The organism is Bradyrhizobium sp. (assembly GCF_035484855.1).
Classification (GTDB): Bacteria; Pseudomonadota; Alphaproteobacteria; order Rhizobiales; family Xanthobacteraceae; genus Bradyrhizobium.
The window spans coordinates 1-21,028 of sequence record NZ_DATHOP010000102.1; the positions used below are offsets into that span (position 1 = coordinate 1).

A 21,028-nucleotide genomic window follows, 5' to 3' on the forward strand; every position below is an offset into this window, starting at 1 on the left:
CCTCGCCACCATGCGCAGGCTCGCCCTCAACATCCTGCGAACTCACCCAGATCGAGCCTCCCTGCGGCGAAAAATCAAACGCGCCGGATGGGATAACGCCTTCCTCATGGCTGCTCTCAGCCATATGCGATAGCCCTGCCGCACGCGGGGAGAGGTCGGATTGCGAAGCAATCCGGGTGAGGGGGACTCTCCACGAGTCGAGATCGTTGAGAGAGCCCCTCACCCCACCCTCTCCCCGCGAAAGGGCGGGGAGAGGGAGATCGACCACCGCGCTTGGATCACCTCTCCCCGCTCGCGGGAGATCGACCGCCGGAGCAAACCCCCCATCGGCCTTGAAAGCGTCAAGAAAACCCATCAAGTTGCGCGGCGCTGGCGTGGGTGGGGGACCCGGCCTGCACCTCGCAACCACAGCGACCCGGCGACGGCTGCCCGCGTTCGGTTCCAACCAGACTTGGATATGTCCTTGACGATGGCCCAGGCAATGAAGCGGCTGGGGACGCCGATTGCGGCGCTGCTTGGCGTGGTGCTGATCGCCCTGGTCGCGACCTCCTGGCTGATCAACCGCGACAGCTTGCGCGGCGCGGTGGAAGCGCAGATCCGCGCCGTGACCGGGCTCGATCTCGTCATCAATGGCGACATCGAGGTCTCGGTTTTCCCCGGCAGTTACGTGTCCTTTCATGACGTCGGGCTGAAGGGCGGCGCGGCTTCCGACCCCGCGCTCTCGGTCGACGTGCTGACCGCGAACTTAAGGCTGTTGCCGCTGCTCTTGCAGCGGTTCGAGATCGCCGATGTCATGATGCTGCGCCCGCATATCCACATCGTGCGCGACGGCGATGGCGGTAGCAACTGGACGCCGTTCATCGACACCATCGTCCGCACCATGAAGCCCGGCGCCGACAACCAGCTGTCGTTCTCCGAGATCAGGATCGAAGATGGCGAGCTCGACTACCAGGGCACTGGGGCCGGCGCCGCGGAAACATTGGGAAATATCGACCTGTCGCTGGCCTGGCCCTCGATCTCGCGTTCCTTTGCCGCCACCGGCCAGTTCGACTGGCGCGGCGAGCGGGTCGACGGCTCGATCTCGGCGAGCGATTTCGTCGCAGCACTGTCGGGCGACCGCTCCGGCCTGAAAGCGCGACTGTCGAGTGCGCCCCTCAAGCTCGCCTTCGACGGCACGGTCGCCGACCGCACCAGCATGATGATGGAGGGCACGCTCACCATCGACAGCCCCTCGTTGCGCTCAGCGCTGAACTGGGCCGGCCAGGCACCGCCCGGCGCCGGCGGTTTTGGCCGCTTCGCGCTGAAGGCGCGCGCCAACATGGTCGGACCGTCGGTCGCGCTCACCAATGTCAATGTCGAGCTCGACGGCAATGTCGCCGAGGGCGTCATGACCTGGTCCAACAACGGCCGCCAGACGCTGCAGGCGACGCTCGCCGCCGGCAATCTCGACTTCACGCCGTATATCCAGACCTTCCGGCTGCTCGCGAGCGGCGCGCATGACTGGAACCGGCAGGTGTTCGACCTCAACGCGCTATCGTCCACCGACCTCGACATGCGCCTGTCCGCCGCGCGCGTCACCGTCGGCGCGACAAAACTCGGCCGCACCGCGTTCGGCGCCAATCTGCGCGGCGGCGCGCTGGCGCTTTCGGTCGGCGAAGCGCAGATGTATGGCGGCGAGGCGAGGGGTTCGTTCGGCATCGCGCGCTCCGACACGATGGCCGACGTCAAGGCGCAATTTCAGTTCACCGACGTCGACCTGCAGACCTGCACGAGCGAATTGTTCGGCATCACAAAACTGACCGGCCGCGGCAATCTCAACGTCTCGCTGGTGGCCTCCGGCTCGAGCCCGTTCGGGCTGGTGTCCTCGCTCGACGGCACCGCGAGCCTGATCGGCCATGACGGCGCCATCAACGGTTTCAACGCCGAGCAGTTGTTGAAGCGGCTGGAGCGTCGGCCGCTCTCCGGCGGCGGCAATTTCCGGCAAGGCTCGACGCCCTACGACACGCTGACGGTCGCGGTGAAATTTTCCGACGGCATCGCGACTGCCGAAGACGTCCGCCTCGAAGGCCCCGCCGCGCACCTGACCATGACCGGCACCGCCTCGGTGCCGCAGCGCGAATACGACTTGCGGGGCGTCGCCAGCCTGAACACGCCCGCCGGCGGCGCGCCCGGCTTCGAACTGCCCTTCGTGGTGCAGGGCCCGTGGGACGACCCGCTGATCTTTCCCGACCCGGACATTCTGATCCGCCGCTCGCCGGCCTCGGCGCCGCTGCTCGATGCGCTGAAAGACCGCAAGACAAGGGATCAGGTGAAGTCGGCGCTGGAGCGGTTCACGGGCGGCGGGTTGAAGCCGGCGGCGGCGGATGATGCAGGAGCCGCGGCGCCGGCGGGTGGGGCGGCGAGGAAATAGGGCCTGCGGGCGTAGGTTCTGCGTCCGGTAAAGCTGCCTGTCATCATCGCCAACGCCGTCCATAGAGCGCCGGGGGAAACACTTCTCCAACCTGCTTCAACTTTTCGGTTTACGCCATGCTCTTGGTAGGCTGGAGCATTGGGCAGCTCGTTCATCTCCAATGATTCTTGTTAGTTGCGAAATGTGCTCAATTGGGACCCTCATGCGCCCAATCATAAGAGCACTAAAGATCGCATCTGCCTGCCCCTGTTTGCCGAGTGACGCCAAAACCGCGGAATGCATCAACAATTCGGCCGTTGAAATGACGATTAATCGAGGAAAGGAAGCGACGCAGAGACTCCTCGCCTTCCGTTCGTCGATGAGAGCTACACCGGATGTTTCATGGGCGTATGCGATCGTAGCAGCTTCACCATCGTCGAGAGTGAGTACCGCCGATCCGTCGATTAGCGACTCGTAGACGGTCAACGCCGATGCACCAAGCGTTACACGCTTCGCCAAACCGGCGGCAATCAGTCTTACCAGCTGCTCATAATCATCATGCCCTTTTTTTGAACCGTCCTTGATCTCTGTGTAAGCGTTATCAGTGATGGCAAAGGGATTGGGTAGCGCTCCAATAATTTCGCTGGCACGTCCCGTAGCAACCAAATTTATTACAACACTCGCATCACCAATCAGTGTAACTCGCGGATCAGTCGGAAAGTTTGACGAGCTCATTAGCTTCGCTTTCCTCCATTTCCGCGCCGTCAAGAATCTCTCTTATTTCATGACGATTTAATCGAAGGAGCCGAGCGAGCTGACCTTCACTGTACATTTCTTGTTTCCACACCTCACGCATGAGCAAAGCGAGGCGCGGCGGGACATACCCCTGCGCCCGGACTGGATTTAGCGAAGAGTTCGGGACTTCGCCAAGTACCTGCCGAGCCTGATCATCCGTGATCCCGCCATTCGCGGTAAACCAGTCCCACGTGCCCTCCCTCGCAAGAGACAGTTCCTCAAGCCTGCGAACCATGGCCTCACGGGAGATACCAAAAGCGTGGGCGAGCAGAATAATGTGTCGCCGCGTCAGATGTGATTGGCCGGCCGTTATCTGTGCAAATCGTTGCCTGACCGCCCGAGCAGGCATCAGAAAGCAACGTGCAAATGCGTCCGCATAACGTTCTTCCCGTGACTTGGGCTTATCAACATTGGTTAGAACTTCGGGCTGCTTGCGCGTCGATATAAAATGACCACCTTCATGCGCGCCAGTGTACGTAAGTCTTTCCAGCGGATGGTTTTGATTGAGGAGAACGCAGGCGCCCGCCGTATCGTCATAGGCGTACAATCCTGCGACCTTTGCATCAAGGCGTCGCACGTAAATGCGGATGCCGAGTTGCATATCAAGAATGGAAACGATATCGGAGACGGGTCCGGCACCAAGGCCGAGCCAATCGCGCAATTCTTGCGCATCTTGCTCTGCCTGTTCTCTGACGTTCCCAGGAAGGATCGGTCGCTCCGGCGGATAGTTGCGAACTCGCGTTATACCAAGAGCATTTTCAAGCTCGATTTCCGCGCGAACAAGGTCGTTGAGCAGCCTCGTTGCGTCTTCTACCGCTTTATCCTCACTTTGTGGAAGCTTTCGAAACCTCGGCACCATATCCAGATGAACAGCTTCCCGCCTGAGTATCGTATTAGCGGACGTGCCATACGCGGCCGCGAGCTTTTGCAATTCTTCGATCCGAACGCGGCGTTTTCCTTGCTCAATCGCAACGATCGTCGTTCTTGCTGCGTCGATAATCGTGCCTGCCTCTTCCTGCGTGAGTTTTGCAATCTCTCTCGCCAGGCGAAGCCGTTCGCCGATTTCAACATCCGAAAGTCTTTCCGCATTCCCAGTCATTGATTAGTCCGAGTCCATTTTCTGACAAAAGAGTTAGGGCCGAGGTCCCTGAGGTAGTTCTTCCATTCGAGCGCGTGGCGAGCGAGCAGCAAGCTGAGATTCTTCTCCACTCTATCGGCGCTGAGGTTCATTGCCGGCCCGAGGAGGACGGCATGACGGCGGACTGCCGCTTGTTCATCACCACCGGCCATGGCCGCAAGGTCATCAAGATACAAGACGCCACCAAGCGCGTATTGCTCGAAGGCCGCATTGCAATGCGTGAAACGCGGATCGACGGCCTCGCCAACGGACGCGGCATCCATGTCCATGCAAATATAGATATTCGGGTCTTCGGTAAGTCCGGCCGCGTGCACACTAAGGCGCCGCAGCAGGCAAGCCGCGCAGGCGCCGCATTGGCGGCGCTTTCCATCCAGCGAAACCCACTGGCTATTACGCCAGCAGGACCGCGTTGATATCCAGGCGCTACCGATGCCGAGGTCAACGAAGTCCCGCAGCGTTTCACCCTTGGTGTTCCAAATCCGGGGAAATTCAAATCGCACCGGCGTTCTTAGCAGCGCCTCTAAGAACCGCTCCATCCGCTTCGTAAACAGCGGGTGATTGCGATAGTCGGGGTAAGCATGACTGACCGTAACAAGGGCCGGCCCAAGCGATCCTTGCCCGCTTTCGGGGATCAATATTTTCTCCGCTTCCGCCAAATACGCAGCAAGACCGCTGATAAGCGTGAATTTGAAACCGCGGCTCCGAGCGCTCGTTTCGCCACGGCTTTTGACCTTATAGGGAACAGTCGCGAACGGCTCCTTTCCGCCGAGGTGGCTGGGATGGTCCACGGCGTTTGACCCCACGCGGACCCGGACAAGCTTGTCGCCAAGAGAGGCGCCCACAATTCCGGCGACCGCACGCGAGTCCATACCTTCGCTGTAAGCAATAACCGCCTCCGTCGGAACGCCAAGCTCAAGACGCTCCTGAGCCGGTGGCGACGCTTTACCGGATCGCTTCACGAAAGCAATCGTCCAGAAATCGCCGGTTAGAAAGCCGAGCGCATCATGCAAGGCAGTTGAAACGGCAGGAGCTCTCCACCGTCTTGGATCATGCACAGGTATGCGCAGGTTTCCGGCCATCGAGAATCTCCCGCATTTTCTCAATTGGAGTTTCTAGAATGTCGCGCTTCAACGCAAAAGTCAGCGCTTCGCAAACCTCCGATTCGGAATGGACCGGCCTCGCTGCTCGCTCTGCCGTGTCTTTCCAATGGCGCCGCATGGGCAAGGTTCGATGCGGACCGTCACTCATCTTGGTGAATCTCCATGTCAGATTAATATAAAAAATATTATGACAATGTCAAATAGTGATTAAGATACTGATTTCATTGTTATTCCTGGTCATGTGCCGACTCAGCGTGCAGAATCAGCGTGCAGAATACGAGGCGAATCTCCAACATTCTGCGCGCGCTCGATGATGCATCGCGACCCAGGGACATGAATTTGCCGGGTTCCGCTTTCATGCGCTGGTTGGCCGCAACAAGAGCCGCTATGCGGTCAACGCCAGCGGAAACTGGACGCCCGACGACGGGCAAATCACCATTATCCGCGCTGGGCTGTCCGCCTCCGGCTGTCAAGCCCCTATCGAAAAAATATTCTACTTTACCGAATATTCGGATTATCATATATTCCTCCCATCCCGTCCCACCAAAGGGGCGTTGCGCAACGTCAACAACGCGGGGCGGGATGCGGTGGACGCTGGCGGCGCGCAAGACGGGCGCGCGTGCCGGCGGACGGCCAAGCCGTGTGGTCCTGGCACCCCGACGCTGGTGTCAAGTTTGCGCTTAGGCGCGCAGGCGACGGTGGCCAACAAGCCCGGAGCACCGGGGAGATCACGGAGCAGCCGTTAACACCATCGCGTGCGGGAATGCCGGGTTTTCCGGTGGACTCGTGGTGACTAACTCGTGTGGTACTAATTTTTTCCCACGCGAGGCTGCGGGTGCATTGAGCGCCCGGCATTCCCCACGCCCTTTGATTGGAAAGGGCGGAGAATTTAGAGCAAACCTCGCGCATTGCATGCGGCGAGAATGCGGATCTCTATCTCAACGTCATCGCGAGCGCAGCGAAGCAATCCATGGCGCAGCAAGCGGAAAGATGGATTGCTTCGCTTACGCTCGCAATGACGATTTTGCTGTTTGCGCGTTACTTGCCCGACGAGTTCGTTGTGCTGAGGCACCCCCACCCCGCCCTCCCCCGCAAGCGCGGGAGAGGGAGCGCACCGCCGGTGCCAAGCTACGGCCGCTCCCCTACGCAAGATGTACCCCCGCCATCTGGATCAGGCCGCCGCAATGCGTTAGGCTTTCACCCAACCGGTTAAAAGATCGGCAGATATCAGGGAGAACGACGTGACACCAAAGGGAATTCGCACGCTTGCACTGGCGCTCGCCGCCGCCATCGGGCTCGGCCTCGTCGCGCCCGCGATGGCGCAGCAGAAGACGATCACGGTCTGGTTCGGCAAGGGGTTCTACAAGTCCGAGGACGACGCGCTGCTCGAGGCCATCAAGAAGTTCGAGGCCAAGACCGGCATCAAGGTCGAGCTGTCGCAATACGCCATCCAGGACATGATCCCGAAGACGGTGGCGGCGATGGATTCCGGCACCGTGCCCGATGTCGCCTATTCCGATAGCTACGATGTTCAGGCGCAGGGCAAATGGGCGTTCGAGGGCAAGCTCGAGGACCTCTCCGACATCCTGCTGCCGATGAAGGCGGCGTTCGCGCCGAACACGCTGGACACCGTGCTGCTCTACAACGACGTCGCCAAGAAGCGGGCCTATTACGGCTTCCCGATGAAGCAGCAGAGCATGCACGTCCAGATCTGGAAGGACATGCTGGCGCAAGCCGGCTTCAAGCAGGAGGACATCCCGACCCAGTGGAACGATTACTGGTCGTTCTGGTGCGACAAGGTGCAGCCGGCGATCCGCAAGGCGACCAACAGCCGCATCTATGGCGTCGGCCAGCCGATGGGCGTGGAATCCACCGACAGTTTCCAGTCGTTCTACACCTTCATGGACGCCTACCACATCAAGCTGGTCGACGACAACGGCAAGCTCCTGGTCGACGATCCCAAGACGCGCGATGGCCTGATCCACGCGCTGAAGGATTACACCGACACCTACATCAAGGGCTGCACGCCGCCCTCCTCCACCACCTGGAAGGATCCGGACAACAACGTCGCCTTCCACAACAAGACCATCGTGATGACCCACAACTTCACGATCTCGATCGCGGCAAAGTGGCTCGACGATGAAAACAACCCGGCGCTGACGGACGCGCAGCGCGCGGCCGGCAAGCAGGCCTATGAGCAGGACATCATCACCGCCTCGTTCCCGAAGGCGCCGGACGGATCGACCATCAAATACCGCTCCGACGTCAAGACCGGGCTGATCTTCGCCAACGCCAAGAACAAGGCCGAGGGCAAGGAATTCGTGAAATTCCTGATGCAGGAGGAGAACCTCCGGCCCTATATCGAGGGCGCGCTCGGCCGCTGGTTCCCGGTGACGACGGCGAGCCAGCAGAGCCCGTTCTGGCAGGCCGACCGCCATCGCCGCGCGGTCTATGCCCAGTTCACCGGCGGCACCCAGCCGTTCGATTTTACGAAGAACTGGAAGTTCACCATCCTGAACAACGAGAACGTCTGGGCCAAAGCGATGAACCGCGTGGTCAGCGAGAAGGTCCCGGTCGACAAGGCCGTGGACGAGTTGATCGCGCGCATCAAGGAAGTGGCGGGTTAGAATGAATACTCCCTCTCCCCGTTCTTCACGGGGAGAGGGTCGGGGTGAGGGGCTCTCTCAACGAGCCGGCTCGCGGAGAGTCCCCCTCACCCGAAATTCGCTGTCGCGAATTTCGACCTCTCCCCGCGAGCGGGGCGAGGTAAGGGAAATGCACGCGGGATGAACAACTGACCATGGCAATCACGCTCTCCACCTCCGACCACGTCCTCCCAACCGCGCCGTTGTCGGCGCGGCTGACGGTGCCGCAGGTCTGGGGCATCGTGATGATCGCGCCCTATGTCCTGGTGTTCGCAGCCTTCGTGGTCTATCCCGTCGGCTACGGGCTGTGGCTGGCGCGGCATCCGGCGAGCTATGTCGCGCTCTACCACGATCCGATTTTCGCGCGCGCCGCCGTCAATACGCTGATCTTCCTTGTCATCGGCATCAACATCAAGATGGTGATCGCGCTGTTCCTGTCGGGCTTCTTCATCCAGGAGCGGCGCTGGATCAAATGGCTGTCGGTGCTGTTCATCCTGCCCTGGGCGGTGCCCTCGATCCCGACCATCCTGTCGGTGCGCTTCATGCTCAATCCGGAATGGGGCGTGATCAACCAGCTGATCTTCCGCTTCACCGGCGACGACGGCCCGAACTGGCTCAACGATCCCACCGTGGCGCTGTCGATGGCGATCGGCGTGCATATCTGGAAATCGCTGCCGTTCTGGACCCTGATCCTGATGACCGGGCGGCTTGCGATATCAGCCGACCTGTTCGAGGCCGCCGACGTCGACGGCGCCAGCTGGTGGCAGAAATTCCGCTTCATCACCTGGCCCTCGATGCAGGCGCTCTATCTCACCTGCACGCTGCTGTCGATGATCTGGACGCTCGGCGACTTCAACAGCGTCTATCTGTTGACCGGCGGCGGCCCGGCGGACCTCACGCATGTGCTCGCAACGCTAGGCATCCGCTATCTCCGGCTCGACCAGCTCGACCTCTCGATGGCCTCGATCGTCTGCGCGCTGCCGCTGGTGCTGCCGCTGGTCTATTTCATGATGAAACGGTTGTCGCGATGAAGCTGCCCGGCATGCGATTCCCGACGCTGCGCGAAGTCGGCACCGAGGCGTGGCTGCTGCTGATCGGCATCCCCGTGCTGATCTGGACCATGGTGCCGATCTACCACATGTTCCTGTTCGCGATTTCGCCGAAGGAGGACGCGTTCTCCGGCAAATTGTGGCCCACCCATCCGACGCTGCACAATTTCCACATCGTGTTTTACGAACAGCATTATTTCCTGCGGGATTTCTGGCTGCAGCTTTGGAATTCGATCGTGATCGCAGCCGCGACCGGCGCGCTGACGCTGTTCATCGCGACAGCTGCGGCGTTCGCGATCTCGCGGCTGAAAGTGCCGGGCGGCCGCTGGGTGATGAATCTGGCGCTGTTCACCTACTTCATCCCGGCGGCGTTCCTCGCCGTGCCGATGTACCGCACCATGGGCAATTACGGCCTCTTGAACAATCACTGGGCGCTGATTCTGGCGATGGTGACGATCGCTTCGCCCTACGCGATCTGGGTGCTGAAACAGGCCTCCGACAAGCTGCCGGTCGAACTCGACGAGGCCGCCACCATGGACGGCGCCACCACGCTGCAATTGTTTCGCCTGGTCTACATTCCCCTGATGATGCCCTCGCTGGTCGCGATCGGCACCTATGCCGTGTTGCTGGCCTGGAACGAATATCTCTACGCCTTCCTGCTGCTCTCCAACGACAAGGACATCACGCTTCCGGTAGCCCTCGGCAATTTCCTCTCCGCCGACGATTCACCCTGGGAACTCTTGATGACCACCGGATTCATCTACGCCCTGCCCCCCGCCGCGATCTACTACGCCTTCCGCCGCTACATGGTCGGCGGGCTGACGGCGGGCGCGGTGAAGTTCTGACCGAGATGATCGGCCACAACAAATGCTGTCGTCATCCTGAGGTGCGAGCCTCTTCAGCGAGCCTCGAAGGATGCGGCCACAAGCGCCGTCGGCACATCCTTCGAGGCGCGCAAGAAAGGGCGCGCACCTCAGGATGACGACGGAGTTTGCGGAGATACGCCAATCGCTACAGCGGCGCAGCGCTCTCAGCCTTCGCGTTCGACAGCTTCGACACCAGCGAAGCCACCACGATCAGCACCGCGATCAATGCGACGATCAGCGTGCAGATCGCGTTGATCTCGGGCTTCACCCCGAGCCGCACCTCCGAATAAATCCGGATCGGCAGCGTCGCCGAGCCGGGGCCGGTGGTGAAACTCGCGATCACGAGATCGTCGAGCGACAGCGTGAACGCCAGCATCCAGCCCGCCGCGATCGCGGGCGCGATCAAGGGCAAGGTCACCGCGACGAAGGCGCGCAGGGGATCGCAGCCGAGGTCCATCGCCGCTTCCTCGAGGCTGCGGTCGAGCGCGCCAAGACGCGACTGCACCACCACGGCGACGAAACACATGGTCAGGGTGGTGTGGGCGATGGTGACGGTCCAGAAGCCGCGCTCGGCGTTGAGGGCGACGAACAGCAGCAGCAACGACAGCCCGGTGATGACTTCGGGCATCACCAGCGGCGCATAGAGCATGCCGGAAAACAACGTGCGGCCCCTAAACCGCTCGCCTCGCGACAGCGCGATCGCCGCCAGCGTGCCGAGCAGGGTCGCGATAGTGGCCGAGGTCGCGCCCACCCGAAAACTCATCGAGGCGGCTTCCAGCATGGCGCTGTCATGGAAGAATTCGCCGTACCATTGCAGCGACCAGCCGGCCCACACCGTCACCAGCCGCGAGGCATTGAACGAATAGATCACGAGGATCACGATCGGCAAATAGAGAAACGCCAGCCCCAGCGCCAGCGAGGCCACATTGAAGCGCGACAGCCGGTTCACTTGGCGCTCCGCCATCACGCGCGCTCCAGCTGGCGGCGCTGCATGCGGTCGTACAGGATCAGCGGCAGCACCAACAACAGCAGCAGGACGACGGCCGCGGCGGAGGCCACCGGCCAGTCCTTGTTGGTGAAGAATTCGAGCCACAGCGTCTGGCCGATCATCAGCGAATCGGAACCTGCCAACAAATCAGGGATGACGAATTCGCCTGTTATCGGGATGAAGCACAACAGCACGCCGGCGGCGACGCCGGGCAGCGACAGCGGAAAGGTCACGAGCCAGAACGCCTGGCGCGGCGAACTGCCGAGGTCGCTGGCCGCTTCCAACAGCGCCGGATCCATCTTGGCGAGCGTCGCATAGAGCGGCAGGATCATGAACGGCAGATAGGAATAGACGATACCGAGATACATCGCGCCATCGGTAGAGAGCCAGACCACCGGCGCGGAGACCAGATGCAGCGCGAGCAGGATTTTGTTGAGCAGGCCGTCATGCTGCAGGATGTTGATCCAGGCATAGATGCGGATCAGGAACGAAGTCCAGAACGGAATGATCACCAGCATCATCGCCACGCTCTGCCATCGCTTCGGCAGACGCGCCATGCCATAGGCGATGGGATAGCCGATCAGAAGCAGGATCGACGTTGAGACCGCGGCCACCACAAGGCTGCGCAGATAGGAAAGGATGTAGAGATCATCGGAGACGAGCAGCTTAAAATTATCCAGCGACAGCGCGGCGAACGCCGCCTTGATCGCGGCAAGCCCCTGCGTTACGTCGAACACCGGCAGATAGGGCGGCTGGGCGATCGCGGTCTGCGACAGGCTGATTTTGAGCACGAAGCCGAACGGAACCAGGAAGAACAGCACCATCCAGACGTAGGGCGCGATCGCGGCTGTTCGCGCCGGGCGGGTGAAGATGCGGCGATTGCTCATTGCTCCAGCACCACGCAATCGTCGGGCGTGAACCAGGCCACTACGCGCTGGCTCGGGCTGTAGGCATCGATGTCGATCCGCGCCGTGTTCGCCATCGAGGAGCGCAAGGTGGCGCCGGAGTCGAGCTTGACCTTGTAGCAGGTGACGCCGCCGAGATAGCTGACGTCGGTGACGATGCCCTCCAGCCGGTTGATGGCATGCGCACTGCTGGCGTCCGACACCGGCCCGCGGCGCGACAGCTTCACTTTCTCGGGGCGGATCGCGACGCAGACCAGCGATTTGGTGACTGGCTGGCGCGGTTCGGCGACCGCGATGGTGCCGGCGTCCCTGGTCGCGATCATCATGCGGCCGGCCTCGCGGCTTTCGAGCTGGCCTTCGAAGATGTTGATGTCGCCGACGAACTCGGCGATCCAGCGCGAGGCGGGCGCCTCATACAGCTCGCGCGGGGTCGCCACCTGTTCGAGGCGGCCCTGGTCCATCACCCCGATCCGGTCGGCGACCGTCATCGCCTCCTCCTGGTCGTGGGTGACGATGACGAAGGTCATGCCGAGCCGACGCTGCAATTCCATCAGCTCGAACTGCGTACTCTCGCGCAGCTTCTTGTCGAGCGCCGCCAGCGGCTCGTCGAGCAGCAGCACCTGCGGCCGGCGCGCCAGCGAGCGCGCCAGCGCGACGCGCTGCTTCTGGCCGCCGGAGAGCTGGTCCGGCTTGCGCCTCTCCAGCCCGTCGAGCTTGACCAGCGCCACCATCTCGGCGACGCGGGCATCGATCTGCGCGCGCTCCATCCCGGCGCGCTTGAGCCCGAAGGCGATATTGTCGCGCACGGAAAGATGCGGAAACAGCGCATAGCTCTGGAACATCATGTTGACGGGGCGCTGATGCGGCAGCACCGGCGCGATATCCCTGCCCTCCAGCAGGATGCGGCCCTCGTCCGGCGTTTCGAATCCGGCGAGCATCCGCAACAGCGTGGTCTTGCCGCAGCCGCTCGGACCGAGCAGCGCGAAGAATTCCCCGGCGCGGATGTCGAGCGACAAGCGGTCCACCGCGCGAAAACTGCCGAATTTCTTCACCACCGCGTCGATGCGCAGCAGCGGCATGTCCGGCGCGGGCGCAGGCGGCGGCGCGGGCTTCACGGCCAGCGGCGGCGCTTCCGCCTGCGGTTCGGGTGTCGTCGGTTCGTCGGCCATCTTCCTCGCCAGCCCAAATGGTGGCCGCACGCTAGCGGCGGAAATCGATGATGCGCAATGGCAAATTCAATCGCCGCGACCATCTTCGGACTCCCATTGCCGGATGGCAGCCGCTAGCATCGCCGGCAAGCCGGAGCGATTTCGGCGGATTGGGACCGGGAAATTGATGCGCCGCCGACAATTCGTGCGAATAGCCTCGGCTGCGGCAGCCACCGGATTGCTGGCCAGGGCGCGGCCCGGTGGCGCCCAATCATTGGCCGGCAAGCAAATTCGCCTGATCGTTCCGTTTCCGGCCGGCGGCCCGACCGATATCGTGGCGCGGCCTCTGGCGCAGATGCTGGGCGAGGCCCTCAAGGCGACGTTCATGATCGACAATCGCGCCGGCGCGGGCGGCTCGATCGGCACCGAGGCCGTGGCGAGGTCGGCGCCCGACGGCCAGACGTTGCTGATGGGGACGGTGGGGACGCAAGCCATCAATCCCGCGCTCTACAGGAATCTGCCTTACGACCCCGTCCGCGATTTCACCCCCGTTGCCCTGGTGGTGCTGGCGCCGGTCGCGATCGTCGTGCACCCCGCGCAGCCCGTGAAAACACTTGCCGAACTGGTCGCGCTCGCCAGGCGCTCGCCCGGAAAACTCAATTACGGCTCCGCGGGCGCCGGCACGCCGGGGCATTTGACCGCCGAAATGTTCAAGAGGGCGGCCGGCATCGATATCCAGCACGTGCCCTACAAGGGCAGTGCGCCGGCGATCATCGACCTGATCGGCGGGCAGATCCAGATCATGTTCGATCCGCTGCAGTCGGTGCTGTCGAATGTGCAGGCGGGCAAGCTGCGGGCGCTGGCGATTTCGAGCAAGGCACGGTCTTTGGTGCTGCCCGATGTGCCGACCATCGCCGAGTCCGGCTACGATGGATTTGAAACCACCGCATGGTGGGGCGTGTTTGGGCCTCGCGGGATGTCCGAAACCGTCACCGTGACCCTGGTCGGTGAAATCGAGCGGATCGTCCACAGCGATGCGTTCCGGAACAAGCTCGAGCCGCTGGGCGTGATCCCCACTGCCCTGGCTGGTGCGGCCCTCGCGAGCTTTCAGCAGAGTGAACTGGCGAAATGGGGTAAAGCGGTGCGGGACGCTGACATCAGGATCGATTGATCGAATGAAACTCAACGACGAAGAGAAGGATATCCTCGCCGGCCAAGCCGGCCCGGTGCCACAGCAGGCATTGCAGCACCAGATCAAGGTCGGCGAATTCTTCGGCGCCGAGGATCTGGTGCCGGTGACGCAGGCCCATTTGATGGCCGATACCGAAAGCCTCGGCGAAGCCGGCGTGCGCTGGCTCGAGGGCCTCGCCGCGACCACGGCCGGGCAGCGGCGCGTGCGGATTTCCACTATCACCGATCCGCGCGGCACCGATTTCGCCAAGGCCGACCTGCTGGGCCAGACCTCGGCGATGCTCGATCTCGAGCGGCGGACGATCGTTGCGTTCGAAGCGCTTGGCGTCGCCATGACCAACACCTGCATCAACTATCAGACCATCCAGGCGCCGACCCGCAACGAGCATGTCGCGTTCGGCGACACCGGCGTCGTGATCTATTCCAACTCTGTCTGCGGCGCGCGGTCCAATTTCGAGGGCGGTCCCTCGGCGCTGGCGGCGGGCCTGACCGGACGAACGCCGCGCTACGGCTTTCACCTGCCGGAAAAGCGGCAAGCCACCTTGCGCTTTCAGCTCGAGTACACGCCGACCTCGCTCAACGATTGGGGCGCGCTCGGCGGCGTGATCGGGCGCATCGCCGGCAACTACTGGTCCGTTCCCGTCATCGAAGGCATCGAGGGCGCGCCGAAGTCCGATCAGCTCAAGCATTTCGGCGCGTCGATGGCGAGCTTCGGTTCGATCGCCTTGTATCATCTGGTGGGGCTGACGCCCGAAGCCGGCCAGTTGAGCGACGTGGCCTCGCCCGATTTGCCATGCCACCGGATCACCCGGGCCGAGGCCGACCAATTGCAGAGATCCTATCACACCGACGATGCGGTCGATGTCGTGGTGTTCTCGGCGCCGCAGCTCAGCCTCTATGAGCTGTCGGACCTGGCCGAACTCTGTGACGGCCGGCGCTTCAAGGTGCCGATGCTCGCGGTGACCAGTCCGCAGGTCAAGCCGGACGCCGATCGCATGGGCTATACGGCGCGCATCGAGGCGGCCGGCGGCAACGTGCTGTCCGGCATGTGCTTCTATCAATCCTATGCGCGCGAAATTTCGGAAGCCCGCGGCTGGAAGCGCCTCGCCACCAACAGCGCGAAACTGGTCAATATCCTGGGCGGCTACGGCTACCGGCCGATGCTGGCATCGATGGAGGCCTGCGTGGACGCGGCCGCAAGCGGAAAATTGGCGCGGCCATGAGCAGCAAAATCTTTCGCGCGCGACATGCGATGGGAACGACCGTTCGCGGCCCTGCGCTGGTGGCCAATGACGGGTTTTCCGCACGCTACGACCTCGACCGCATCAACGGCGTCTTCAGCCGTCCTTCGCACAGACTGGCCGGCCAATCCTATGTCGGCAAGATCCTGGTGCTGGACACGGCCAAGGGCGGCGTCGCCACGGCCTGGATGCTGCACGAGATGAAATCGCGCGGCATCGTGCCGCTGGCGCTGGTGTTCAATTCCGTCAACCCCATTCTCGCGCAGGGCGCAGCACTCGGCGATGTCTCGATGCTCGCGGGATTCGACGAAGACATCACCGCCGCGATTCCCAATGGGGCCGAGGTTGAAGTGAATCCGCAGATGGGCGTGATTACGGTGGTGGGATAGCAATCCGCGAAGTCAGGACGCCGCTGTCGCCATGAACGTCGTCAGCGCCTCGCGCTCCGCAGGCGCCATGGTCAGGCCGAGTTTGGTCCGCCGCCAGAGGACGTCGTCGGGAAACCGCGCCCATTCCTTCTGCATGAGATAGCGCACCTCCGCGCCCGTCAGGTGCGGACCGAAGGCCGGACCGAGATCCGCGCGGCTCTTGGCCTCGCCGAGCACGGCCACGATACGTGTGCCATAGGCCGAGACCAGGCGTTGGGCCTCAGCCTCATCGAGGAACCGCCAGCGCGCGCGGGCACGGTCGACTTCGTCATCGAATTGGGCCCACGCAAAGTCGCCGCCCGGCAGCGGCGTCCTGGCGCTCCAGCGCGGCGACATCGGATAGAATGGCGTGAGATTCGATACTGCCCGCTCCGCGCGCAACCGCGCGGTGGTGACGTCGCCGCCGAAGATCGTCAGCAGCGGGGCCTTGCCGCGCCGCGCATCGAACGTCATCGCGCCATCCCACGCGCGGGCCCTGCCCGATCGGTCCCAGACCATATTGGCGCCGGCGACCGTCCTGATCACGTCCGAGGGTTCGACCCGCTCGCGAAAATAGCGGTTGGCGGCGTCGCAGAGGTAGGCGACGTCGGCGGCCGCCATCGCCACCGCGGCAGGATCGCCCTTGAAGGCGTGCCCAACGGTGCCGAGCAGCGTGAAATCGCGCTCATAGGGGCTGGCGAAAATCAGCTGCCGGTCGGCGTGCTGGAAGACGTAGACGTTGTCGATATCGAACAGTCGCCTGACGACGATCTGACCGATCTGGATCGTTGAGGTCTCGGGCGGCGGCATCCGCAATATTGTTTCGGCGACCGAGGCGGTCCAGGCGCCTGACGCATTGGCGAGCGCGCGCGCCGTGACCACCCGGCGATGGCCGCGGTCGATCACCGCCAGCCGCCAGACATCGAGCCGGTCGGCGCGCACGCAGCGCGCCCCGGTGCGGATGTCGGCGCCGCGTTCCGCGGCGTCGACGGCATGGGCGACCACCAACCGCGAATCGTCGACCACGCAATCGGAATACTCGAACGCGGTGCCGAACGGCCGCTTCAGCGCGTTGCCGATCGGGTGGTGGGTGACGTCGACCGTCACCGACGCCGGGAGCCGCGAGCGGGAGGCCAGCCGGTCATAGAGCAACAGGGCGAAGCGCAACAGCCATGGCGGACGCTCGTCGGAATGGGCGGGGATCGCAAAGCGCATCGGCCGCACCAGATGCGGCGCGATGCGCAGCCAGGTGTCTCGCTCGGCGAGCGCGGTACGCACCCGCAGGAACGCCCGGCGCTCCAGCACCGCGAGGTCGCCATGGATCAGCCGCGGCGAGGCCGAGGAGGCCGCGGAACCGAGGTCGCCCTGCTCCAGCAGGATCACCCGCAGGCCGCGCCCTGCGGCGTCGCGCGCTACGCTGACGCCGTTCAGGCCGCCGCCGATGATCGCAAGATCGTAGTCCGCCATGGGCAGACATCTAGAGCATGATCGGGAAAAGTGGAAACCGTCAGCCGGTCTTGCGCTCGGGCTGCATCATATTGCCGTCGCCGCGGCCGACCAGCGCGGCATACTGCCCGATCGGCAGCGGCTTGCCGAGGAAATAGCCCTGCACCGCGTCGCAGCCTTCTTCGGCGAGGAAACCGAGCTGCTCCTGGGTTTCCACGCCCTCGGCCACGATCGACATTTCGAGGCCGTGGCCAAGCCCGATCACCGCCCGGACGATCGCCGCCGACTGCGGATTGCGTCCGAGATTCATGACGAAAGCGCGGTCGATCTTGATCTTGTCGAACGGGAACGCCTGCAGATAGGAGAGCGAGGAATAGCCCGAGCCGAAATCGTCCATCGAAATGCGCACGCCGAGCGCCTTCAGCCGCCGCAGCAGCGCCAGGCCGCGGTCGAAATCCTCGATCAGCACGCCCTCGGTGATCTCCAGTTCAAGCCGGCCCGGCGAGAGCCCGGTTTCGAGCAGGATCGAATGCACGAGGTTGACGACGTCGCCGTGCATGAACTGCGCCGGCGACAGGTTGACCGCGACCTGCAGCGGCTTCGACCAGGAGGCGGCCTCGCGGCAGGCTTCGCGCAGGATCCATTCGCCCATCGAGACGATCAAGCCGCTTTCTTCCGCGAGCGGGATGAAATCGGAGGGTGGCACGAAGCCGCGCACCGGATGCAGCCAGCGCGCCAGCGCCTCGAAACCGATCACTTCGCTCGCGGCAACCGTCTGCCGCGCCATCGCCTGCGGCTGGTAATACAGCGACAGCTCACCATTCTTGATCGCGACCGAAAGATCCTGGTGCAGCACCCGGCGGTCGCGGATCTGCTGGTCCATCTCGGGCTCATAGATGCTGATGGTGCCGCGCGATTTCGCCTTGGCGCGGAACAGCGCCGCGCCGGCATTGGCGAGCAGCGAGGCGGCGTCGGCACCATTGTGCGGGAACACCGAGATGCCGGTGGTGACGCCGGTGCGGACCGACTTTCCGTCGATGATGAATTCGTTCGACAGCGCCTCGGCGAGCCGCTCGGCCAGCAGCATGCCGGCGACCGGCTGCTTGCCGTCGATGATCAATCCGAACTCGTCGCCCGAGAGCCGCGCCACCACGCCGCCGCGCGAGGAATTCTGCAGGCGGCGCGCCACCTCGATCAGAAGCTTGTCGCCGGTGGCATGGCCGAACACGTCGTTGATTTCCTTCAGCCCGTCGAGGTCGAGGGAGAGCACGGCGAATTCCTCGTCGGTACCCTCGCAGGCCTCGATCATCTGCGTCAGGGCCTGCAGGAACGCCGCGCGGTTCGGCAGGTCGGTGAGGCCGTCGTGATAGGCCATATGCGCCATCCGCGACTCGGTCTGGCGCCGATCGGTGACGTCCTCGTGGGTCTTGATCAGATATTGCGGCTCGCCGGCCTCATCGAGCACGGTCATGCGGCGCGTCAGGAACAGCCGCAATCCGTCCTTGGTGCTGATCGGGTGTTCCTCGGTGAGGAGCCCGCGTTTCTTGATCGCCGCCTCGTCGCGCGCGATGATCAGCTTGGCTTCCCGCGGATGGAAGATGTCGGCGGCGGTCAGCCCGGCGGCGTCTTCGCGCCGACGGTTGAGAATGGTTTCGGCGCTGCGGTTGGCAAGCAGATAGCGTCCGTCGCTGACGCGCTCGACGATCAGCGAGACCGGAATGTTGTCGACGATCAGCTCGAGGAACTTCTTGGTGTTTTCGAGCTCCTGGGACAGCGATTTGCGTTCGGTGACGTCGTCGAACAGCGCAATCAGGAATTCCGGCTCATTCTTGTCGTTGCGCGCGATCACCCGGTTGCTGGCGAGGACGCGCTTCTCCGGGCCGCGCTCGACCACGAATTCGTTGCGGAACTGGCCCTCCGGCGCGTCGATCGCGGCCTGGTCCGCAGCTTCGATGCCCGCCGTGGTCTCGGGGCGAAAAATCTCGTCGGCGCGCTTGCCGACGATGGTGTCGCGCGAGAAGCGCGAGAAACGCTCGAACGCGCGATTGGCGAAAATATAGCGGCGGTCATCGATGCTCTTGGCAGCCACGCAGACCGGCACGTTGTCGAGCACCGATTCCAGGAACTGCTTGGTGGAGGCAAGCTGCTTGGAAAGCTTGCGTTGCTCGCTGTAATCCTCATGCGTCGCCACCGACCCGCCGTTCGGCAGTCCGAAATACCTGACCAGCACCGACCGGCCGTTGGGTAGTTCGGTGATCAGGCCCTCCGGCCGCCCGGCATATTTGTAGAAATCCTCGGTGCTGACGTCGAGCACGCCGCGCGCGCGCCGCAACTCCAGCAGTTCCGACCCGGTCATGTGCCGCGGAATATCCGAACGGGCCAGGCCGTAGATCTCGAGATAACGGTCATTGCAGAACACGATCCGCTTCCGCGGATCGGTCATGACGACGCCATGGCTGAGGTGGTCGAGGGCGGAACTGACGAACGCATTGCGGCGCAATTGCGAACGCTTGACCTTGCGCAACGCGGTGTGAATCCAGAGTGCGAGGGCGGCGAGAAAGGAGCACACGACGATGCCGCCGATCAGCGCTTCCCAGACCATGTTGGGATCGACGGTGCCGAGATAGCTCGCCGGCGCGAAGTTGCCGGACAGCCCAAAGGCCGATCGAACCGGCAAAACGGTGACGACCAGGCATGCGACGGCCTGCGCAGGAATCAGATTCTTGCCGCCTGCCTGCCAATTCTTGCCAGCCATCAGTCACCCGCGGATTTCAGGGGCGGAGTGTCTGGCTTCACCGGTTTTGATCGGGTAAATACCTACCCCTGCGACGCAATAATGTGACTTAAATTACGGCAATTGCCCTGACATGATTAATGCTTCCCTAACGCGAACCGGTCCGGAAAGCGTTCCGAAACGAATTCAACGGGTTCGTCGGCAAGATCATCCTCCAACCGAGCGATCATCTGCGCACGATTGACCCCAAGCGAGCGCCAATTTAACGAGGCGCGCGGCATCGCCAGCAACCTTCGGATTCGAACTGCAAATGGACAAGGTCGAGTGTGTCGTTATCGGGGCCGGCGTGATCGGTCTTGCCGTGGCGCGGCGACTGGCGCAAAGCGGCCGGGAAGTCATCGTGCTGGAAGCCGCCGAGGGCATCGGCACCATTACCTCCTCCCGCAACAGCGAGGTGATCCACGCCGGGATCTACTATCGGGCCGGCAGCCTGATGGCGCAGATGTGCGTTGCCGGCAAACAGGCGCTCTATCGCTATTGCCGCGACCAGGGCATCCCGCATCGCAATTGCGGCAAACTCATCGTCGCGACGACACCGGCAGAGACCGAGAAGCTGCAATCGATCAAGGCCCATGCCGAAGCCAATGGCGTCGACGACATGCAGGTGCTGTCCGGCGAGGCCGCGCGCAACCTCGAGCCGGCGCTGAACTGCGACGCCGCGCTGCTCTCGCCTTCAACGGGAATCATCGACAGCCACGCCTATATGCTGGCGTTGCGCGGCGAGGCCGAGGATGCCGGCGCGGCGTTCGCATTCCACACGCCGCTGTTGCGCGCCACCGCGAAGGACGGCGAGATCGTGATCGAGACCGGCGGCGATGCGCCGATGACATTGGCGTGCGGCCTGCTCGTCAACGCCGCCGGACTTGATGCGCCCAATGTCGCGCGCAACATCGCTGGCCTGCCGGAGGCGCTGATCCCAAAGCCGT

The 21,028-nt window shown here is 63.1% G+C and carries 16 protein-coding genes and 1 pseudogene; 9 read left to right on the plus strand and 8 right to left on the minus strand.

Annotated elements, in window-relative coordinates; genetic code table 11:
* Both VK804_RS12000 and VK804_RS12005 read left to right on the plus strand, forming a co-directional pair.
* Positions 1-133 (plus strand): annotated as a pseudogene (locus VK804_RS12000) (ISAs1 family transposase); the annotation flags it as partial.
* 336 nt (positions 134-469) lie between these two features.
* On the plus strand, positions 470-2,410 hold the full coding sequence (locus VK804_RS12005) for an AsmA family protein (RefSeq protein ID WP_325371045.1): 1,941 nt from the start codon (positions 470-472) through the stop codon (positions 2,408-2,410).
* A 96-nt stretch (positions 2,411-2,506) separates the two neighbouring features.
* Here VK804_RS12005 and VK804_RS12010 read toward each other — a convergent pair whose 3' ends face one another.
* The 3 genes from VK804_RS12010 to VK804_RS12020 are packed head-to-tail and all read right to left on the minus strand — an operon-like array spanning position 2,507 to position 5,401.
* Positions 2,507-3,124 carry a hypothetical protein gene (locus tag VK804_RS12010; RefSeq protein WP_325371031.1) on the minus strand — a complete coding sequence of 206 codons (618 nt, stop codon included), beginning with the start codon at positions 3,122-3,124 and terminating at the stop codon, positions 2,507-2,509.
* Positions 3,099-4,283 (minus strand): XRE family transcriptional regulator, encoded by a 1,185-nt coding sequence (locus VK804_RS12015; protein ID WP_325371032.1) that lies wholly within the window; start codon positions 4,281-4,283, stop codon positions 3,099-3,101. The genes VK804_RS12010 and VK804_RS12015 overlap by 26 nt, the downstream gene beginning before the upstream one ends.
* Positions 4,280-5,401: a 7-cyano-7-deazaguanine synthase gene (locus VK804_RS12020; RefSeq protein WP_325371033.1), complete on the minus strand. Its 1,122-nt coding sequence runs from the start codon at positions 5,399-5,401 to the stop codon at positions 4,280-4,282. Before VK804_RS12020 ends, VK804_RS12015 begins: the two co-directional genes overlap by 4 nt.
* A 1,337-nt stretch (positions 5,402-6,738) precedes the next feature.
* Here VK804_RS12020 and VK804_RS12025 point away from each other — a divergent pair.
* The 3 genes from VK804_RS12025 (at position 6,739) to VK804_RS12035 (ending at position 9,961) form a co-directional block, all read left to right on the plus strand.
* Positions 6,739-8,049: an ABC transporter substrate-binding protein gene (locus VK804_RS12025; protein WP_414642764.1), complete on the plus strand. Its 1,311-nt coding sequence runs from the start codon at positions 6,739-6,741 to the stop codon at positions 8,047-8,049.
* Positions 8,050-8,222: 173 nt separating this feature from the next.
* Positions 8,223-9,098, plus strand: a complete 876-nt coding sequence (locus tag VK804_RS12030) for a sugar ABC transporter permease (RefSeq protein WP_325371035.1) — start codon at positions 8,223-8,225, stop codon at positions 9,096-9,098.
* An 11-nt stretch (positions 9,099-9,109) separates the two neighbouring features.
* The gene (locus VK804_RS12035; RefSeq protein WP_325371046.1) at positions 9,110-9,961 is read left to right on the plus strand and encodes a carbohydrate ABC transporter permease; all 852 of its coding nucleotides are present in this window, start codon (positions 9,110-9,112) and stop codon (positions 9,959-9,961) included.
* A 166-nt stretch (positions 9,962-10,127) separates the two neighbouring features.
* Here the strand turns inward: VK804_RS12035 and VK804_RS12040 are convergent, their stop codons facing one another.
* Genes VK804_RS12040 through VK804_RS12050 form a run of 3 tightly spaced genes read right to left on the minus strand, consistent with a single transcriptional unit; the run spans position 10,128 to position 13,044 of the window.
* Positions 10,128-10,946: an ABC transporter permease gene (locus tag VK804_RS12040; RefSeq protein WP_325371036.1), complete on the minus strand. Its 819-nt coding sequence runs from the start codon at positions 10,944-10,946 to the stop codon at positions 10,128-10,130.
* Positions 10,946-11,857, minus strand: a complete 912-nt coding sequence (locus VK804_RS12045) for an ABC transporter permease (protein ID WP_325371037.1) — start codon at positions 11,855-11,857, stop codon at positions 10,946-10,948. Before VK804_RS12045 ends, VK804_RS12040 begins: the two co-directional genes overlap by 1 nt.
* A complete protein-coding gene (locus VK804_RS12050) occupies positions 11,854-13,044 on the minus strand; it encodes an ABC transporter ATP-binding protein (RefSeq protein WP_325371038.1) in 1,191 nt (396 codons plus the stop codon). The genes VK804_RS12045 and VK804_RS12050 overlap by 4 nt, the downstream gene beginning before the upstream one ends.
* A gap of 166 nt (positions 13,045-13,210) precedes the next feature.
* Between VK804_RS12050 and VK804_RS12055 the strand changes: the two genes are divergently transcribed.
* From VK804_RS12055 to VK804_RS12065, 3 genes are read left to right on the plus strand one after another with little or no spacing between them, the layout of a single operon-like run.
* The gene (locus VK804_RS12055; protein ID WP_325371039.1) at positions 13,211-14,194 is read left to right on the plus strand and encodes a tripartite tricarboxylate transporter substrate binding protein; all 984 of its coding nucleotides are present in this window, start codon (positions 13,211-13,213) and stop codon (positions 14,192-14,194) included.
* Between the two features lie 4 nt (positions 14,195-14,198).
* On the plus strand, positions 14,199-15,437 hold the full coding sequence (locus VK804_RS12060) for an aconitase X catalytic domain-containing protein (protein WP_325371040.1): 1,239 nt from the start codon (positions 14,199-14,201) through the stop codon (positions 15,435-15,437).
* Positions 15,434-15,844, plus strand: coding sequence for an aconitase X swivel domain-containing protein (locus VK804_RS12065; RefSeq protein WP_325371041.1), 411 nt, complete (start codon positions 15,434-15,436; stop codon positions 15,842-15,844). Before VK804_RS12060 ends, VK804_RS12065 begins: the two co-directional genes overlap by 4 nt.
* Before the next feature lie 12 nt (positions 15,845-15,856).
* On the opposite strand, the gene VK804_RS12070 is transcribed toward VK804_RS12065, so the two are convergent.
* Complete coding sequence (locus VK804_RS12070) at positions 15,857-17,329, minus strand: glycerol-3-phosphate dehydrogenase (RefSeq protein ID WP_325371042.1); 1,473 nt, start codon at positions 17,327-17,329, stop codon at positions 15,857-15,859.
* Positions 17,330-17,369: 40 nt separating this feature from the next.
* Positions 17,370-20,063, minus strand: a complete 2,694-nt coding sequence (locus tag VK804_RS12075; RefSeq protein ID WP_325371043.1) for a sensor domain-containing protein — start codon at positions 20,061-20,063, stop codon at positions 17,370-17,372.
* A gap of 289 nt (positions 20,064-20,352) precedes the next feature.
* Here VK804_RS12075 and VK804_RS12080 point away from each other — a divergent pair.
* Positions 20,353-21,028: NAD(P)/FAD-dependent oxidoreductase (locus VK804_RS12080; protein WP_325371044.1), on the plus strand; the 676-nt coding region annotated here is incomplete at its 3' end.

What these genes read in the sequence shown, in the direction of transcription:
- VK804_RS12005 (WP_325371045.1), top strand. Translation starts at nt 470, where the DNA reads ATGGCCCAGGCAATGAAGCGGCTGGGGACGCCGATTGCGGCGCTGCTT.
- VK804_RS12010 (WP_325371031.1), bottom strand. Translation starts at nt 3,124, where the DNA reads ATGAGCTCGTCAAACTTTCCGACTGATCCGCGAGTTACACTGATTGGT.
- VK804_RS12015 (WP_325371032.1), bottom strand. Translation starts at nt 4,283, where the DNA reads ATGACTGGGAATGCGGAAAGACTTTCGGATGTTGAAATCGGCGAACGG.
- VK804_RS12020 (WP_325371033.1), bottom strand. Translation starts at nt 5,401, where the DNA reads ATGGCCGGAAACCTGCGCATACCTGTGCATGATCCAAGACGGTGGAGA.
- VK804_RS12025 (WP_414642764.1), top strand. Translation starts at nt 6,739, where the DNA reads ATGGCGCAGCAGAAGACGATCACGGTCTGGTTCGGCAAGGGGTTCTAC.
- VK804_RS12030 (WP_325371035.1), top strand. Translation starts at nt 8,223, where the DNA reads ATGGCAATCACGCTCTCCACCTCCGACCACGTCCTCCCAACCGCGCCG.
- VK804_RS12035 (WP_325371046.1), top strand. Translation starts at nt 9,110, where the DNA reads ATGCGATTCCCGACGCTGCGCGAAGTCGGCACCGAGGCGTGGCTGCTG.
- VK804_RS12040 (WP_325371036.1), bottom strand. Translation starts at nt 10,946, where the DNA reads ATGGCGGAGCGCCAAGTGAACCGGCTGTCGCGCTTCAATGTGGCCTCG.
- VK804_RS12045 (WP_325371037.1), bottom strand. Translation starts at nt 11,857, where the DNA reads ATGAGCAATCGCCGCATCTTCACCCGCCCGGCGCGAACAGCCGCGATC.
- VK804_RS12050 (WP_325371038.1), bottom strand. Translation starts at nt 13,044, where the DNA reads ATGGCCGACGAACCGACGACACCCGAACCGCAGGCGGAAGCGCCGCCG.
- VK804_RS12055 (WP_325371039.1), top strand. Translation starts at nt 13,211, where the DNA reads ATGCGCCGCCGACAATTCGTGCGAATAGCCTCGGCTGCGGCAGCCACC.
- VK804_RS12060 (WP_325371040.1), top strand. Translation starts at nt 14,199, where the DNA reads ATGAAACTCAACGACGAAGAGAAGGATATCCTCGCCGGCCAAGCCGGC.
- VK804_RS12065 (WP_325371041.1), top strand. Translation starts at nt 15,434, where the DNA reads ATGAGCAGCAAAATCTTTCGCGCGCGACATGCGATGGGAACGACCGTT.
- VK804_RS12070 (WP_325371042.1), bottom strand. Translation starts at nt 17,329, where the DNA reads ATGGCGGACTACGATCTTGCGATCATCGGCGGCGGCCTGAACGGCGTC.
- VK804_RS12075 (WP_325371043.1), bottom strand. Translation starts at nt 20,063, where the DNA reads ATGGCTGGCAAGAATTGGCAGGCAGGCGGCAAGAATCTGATTCCTGCG.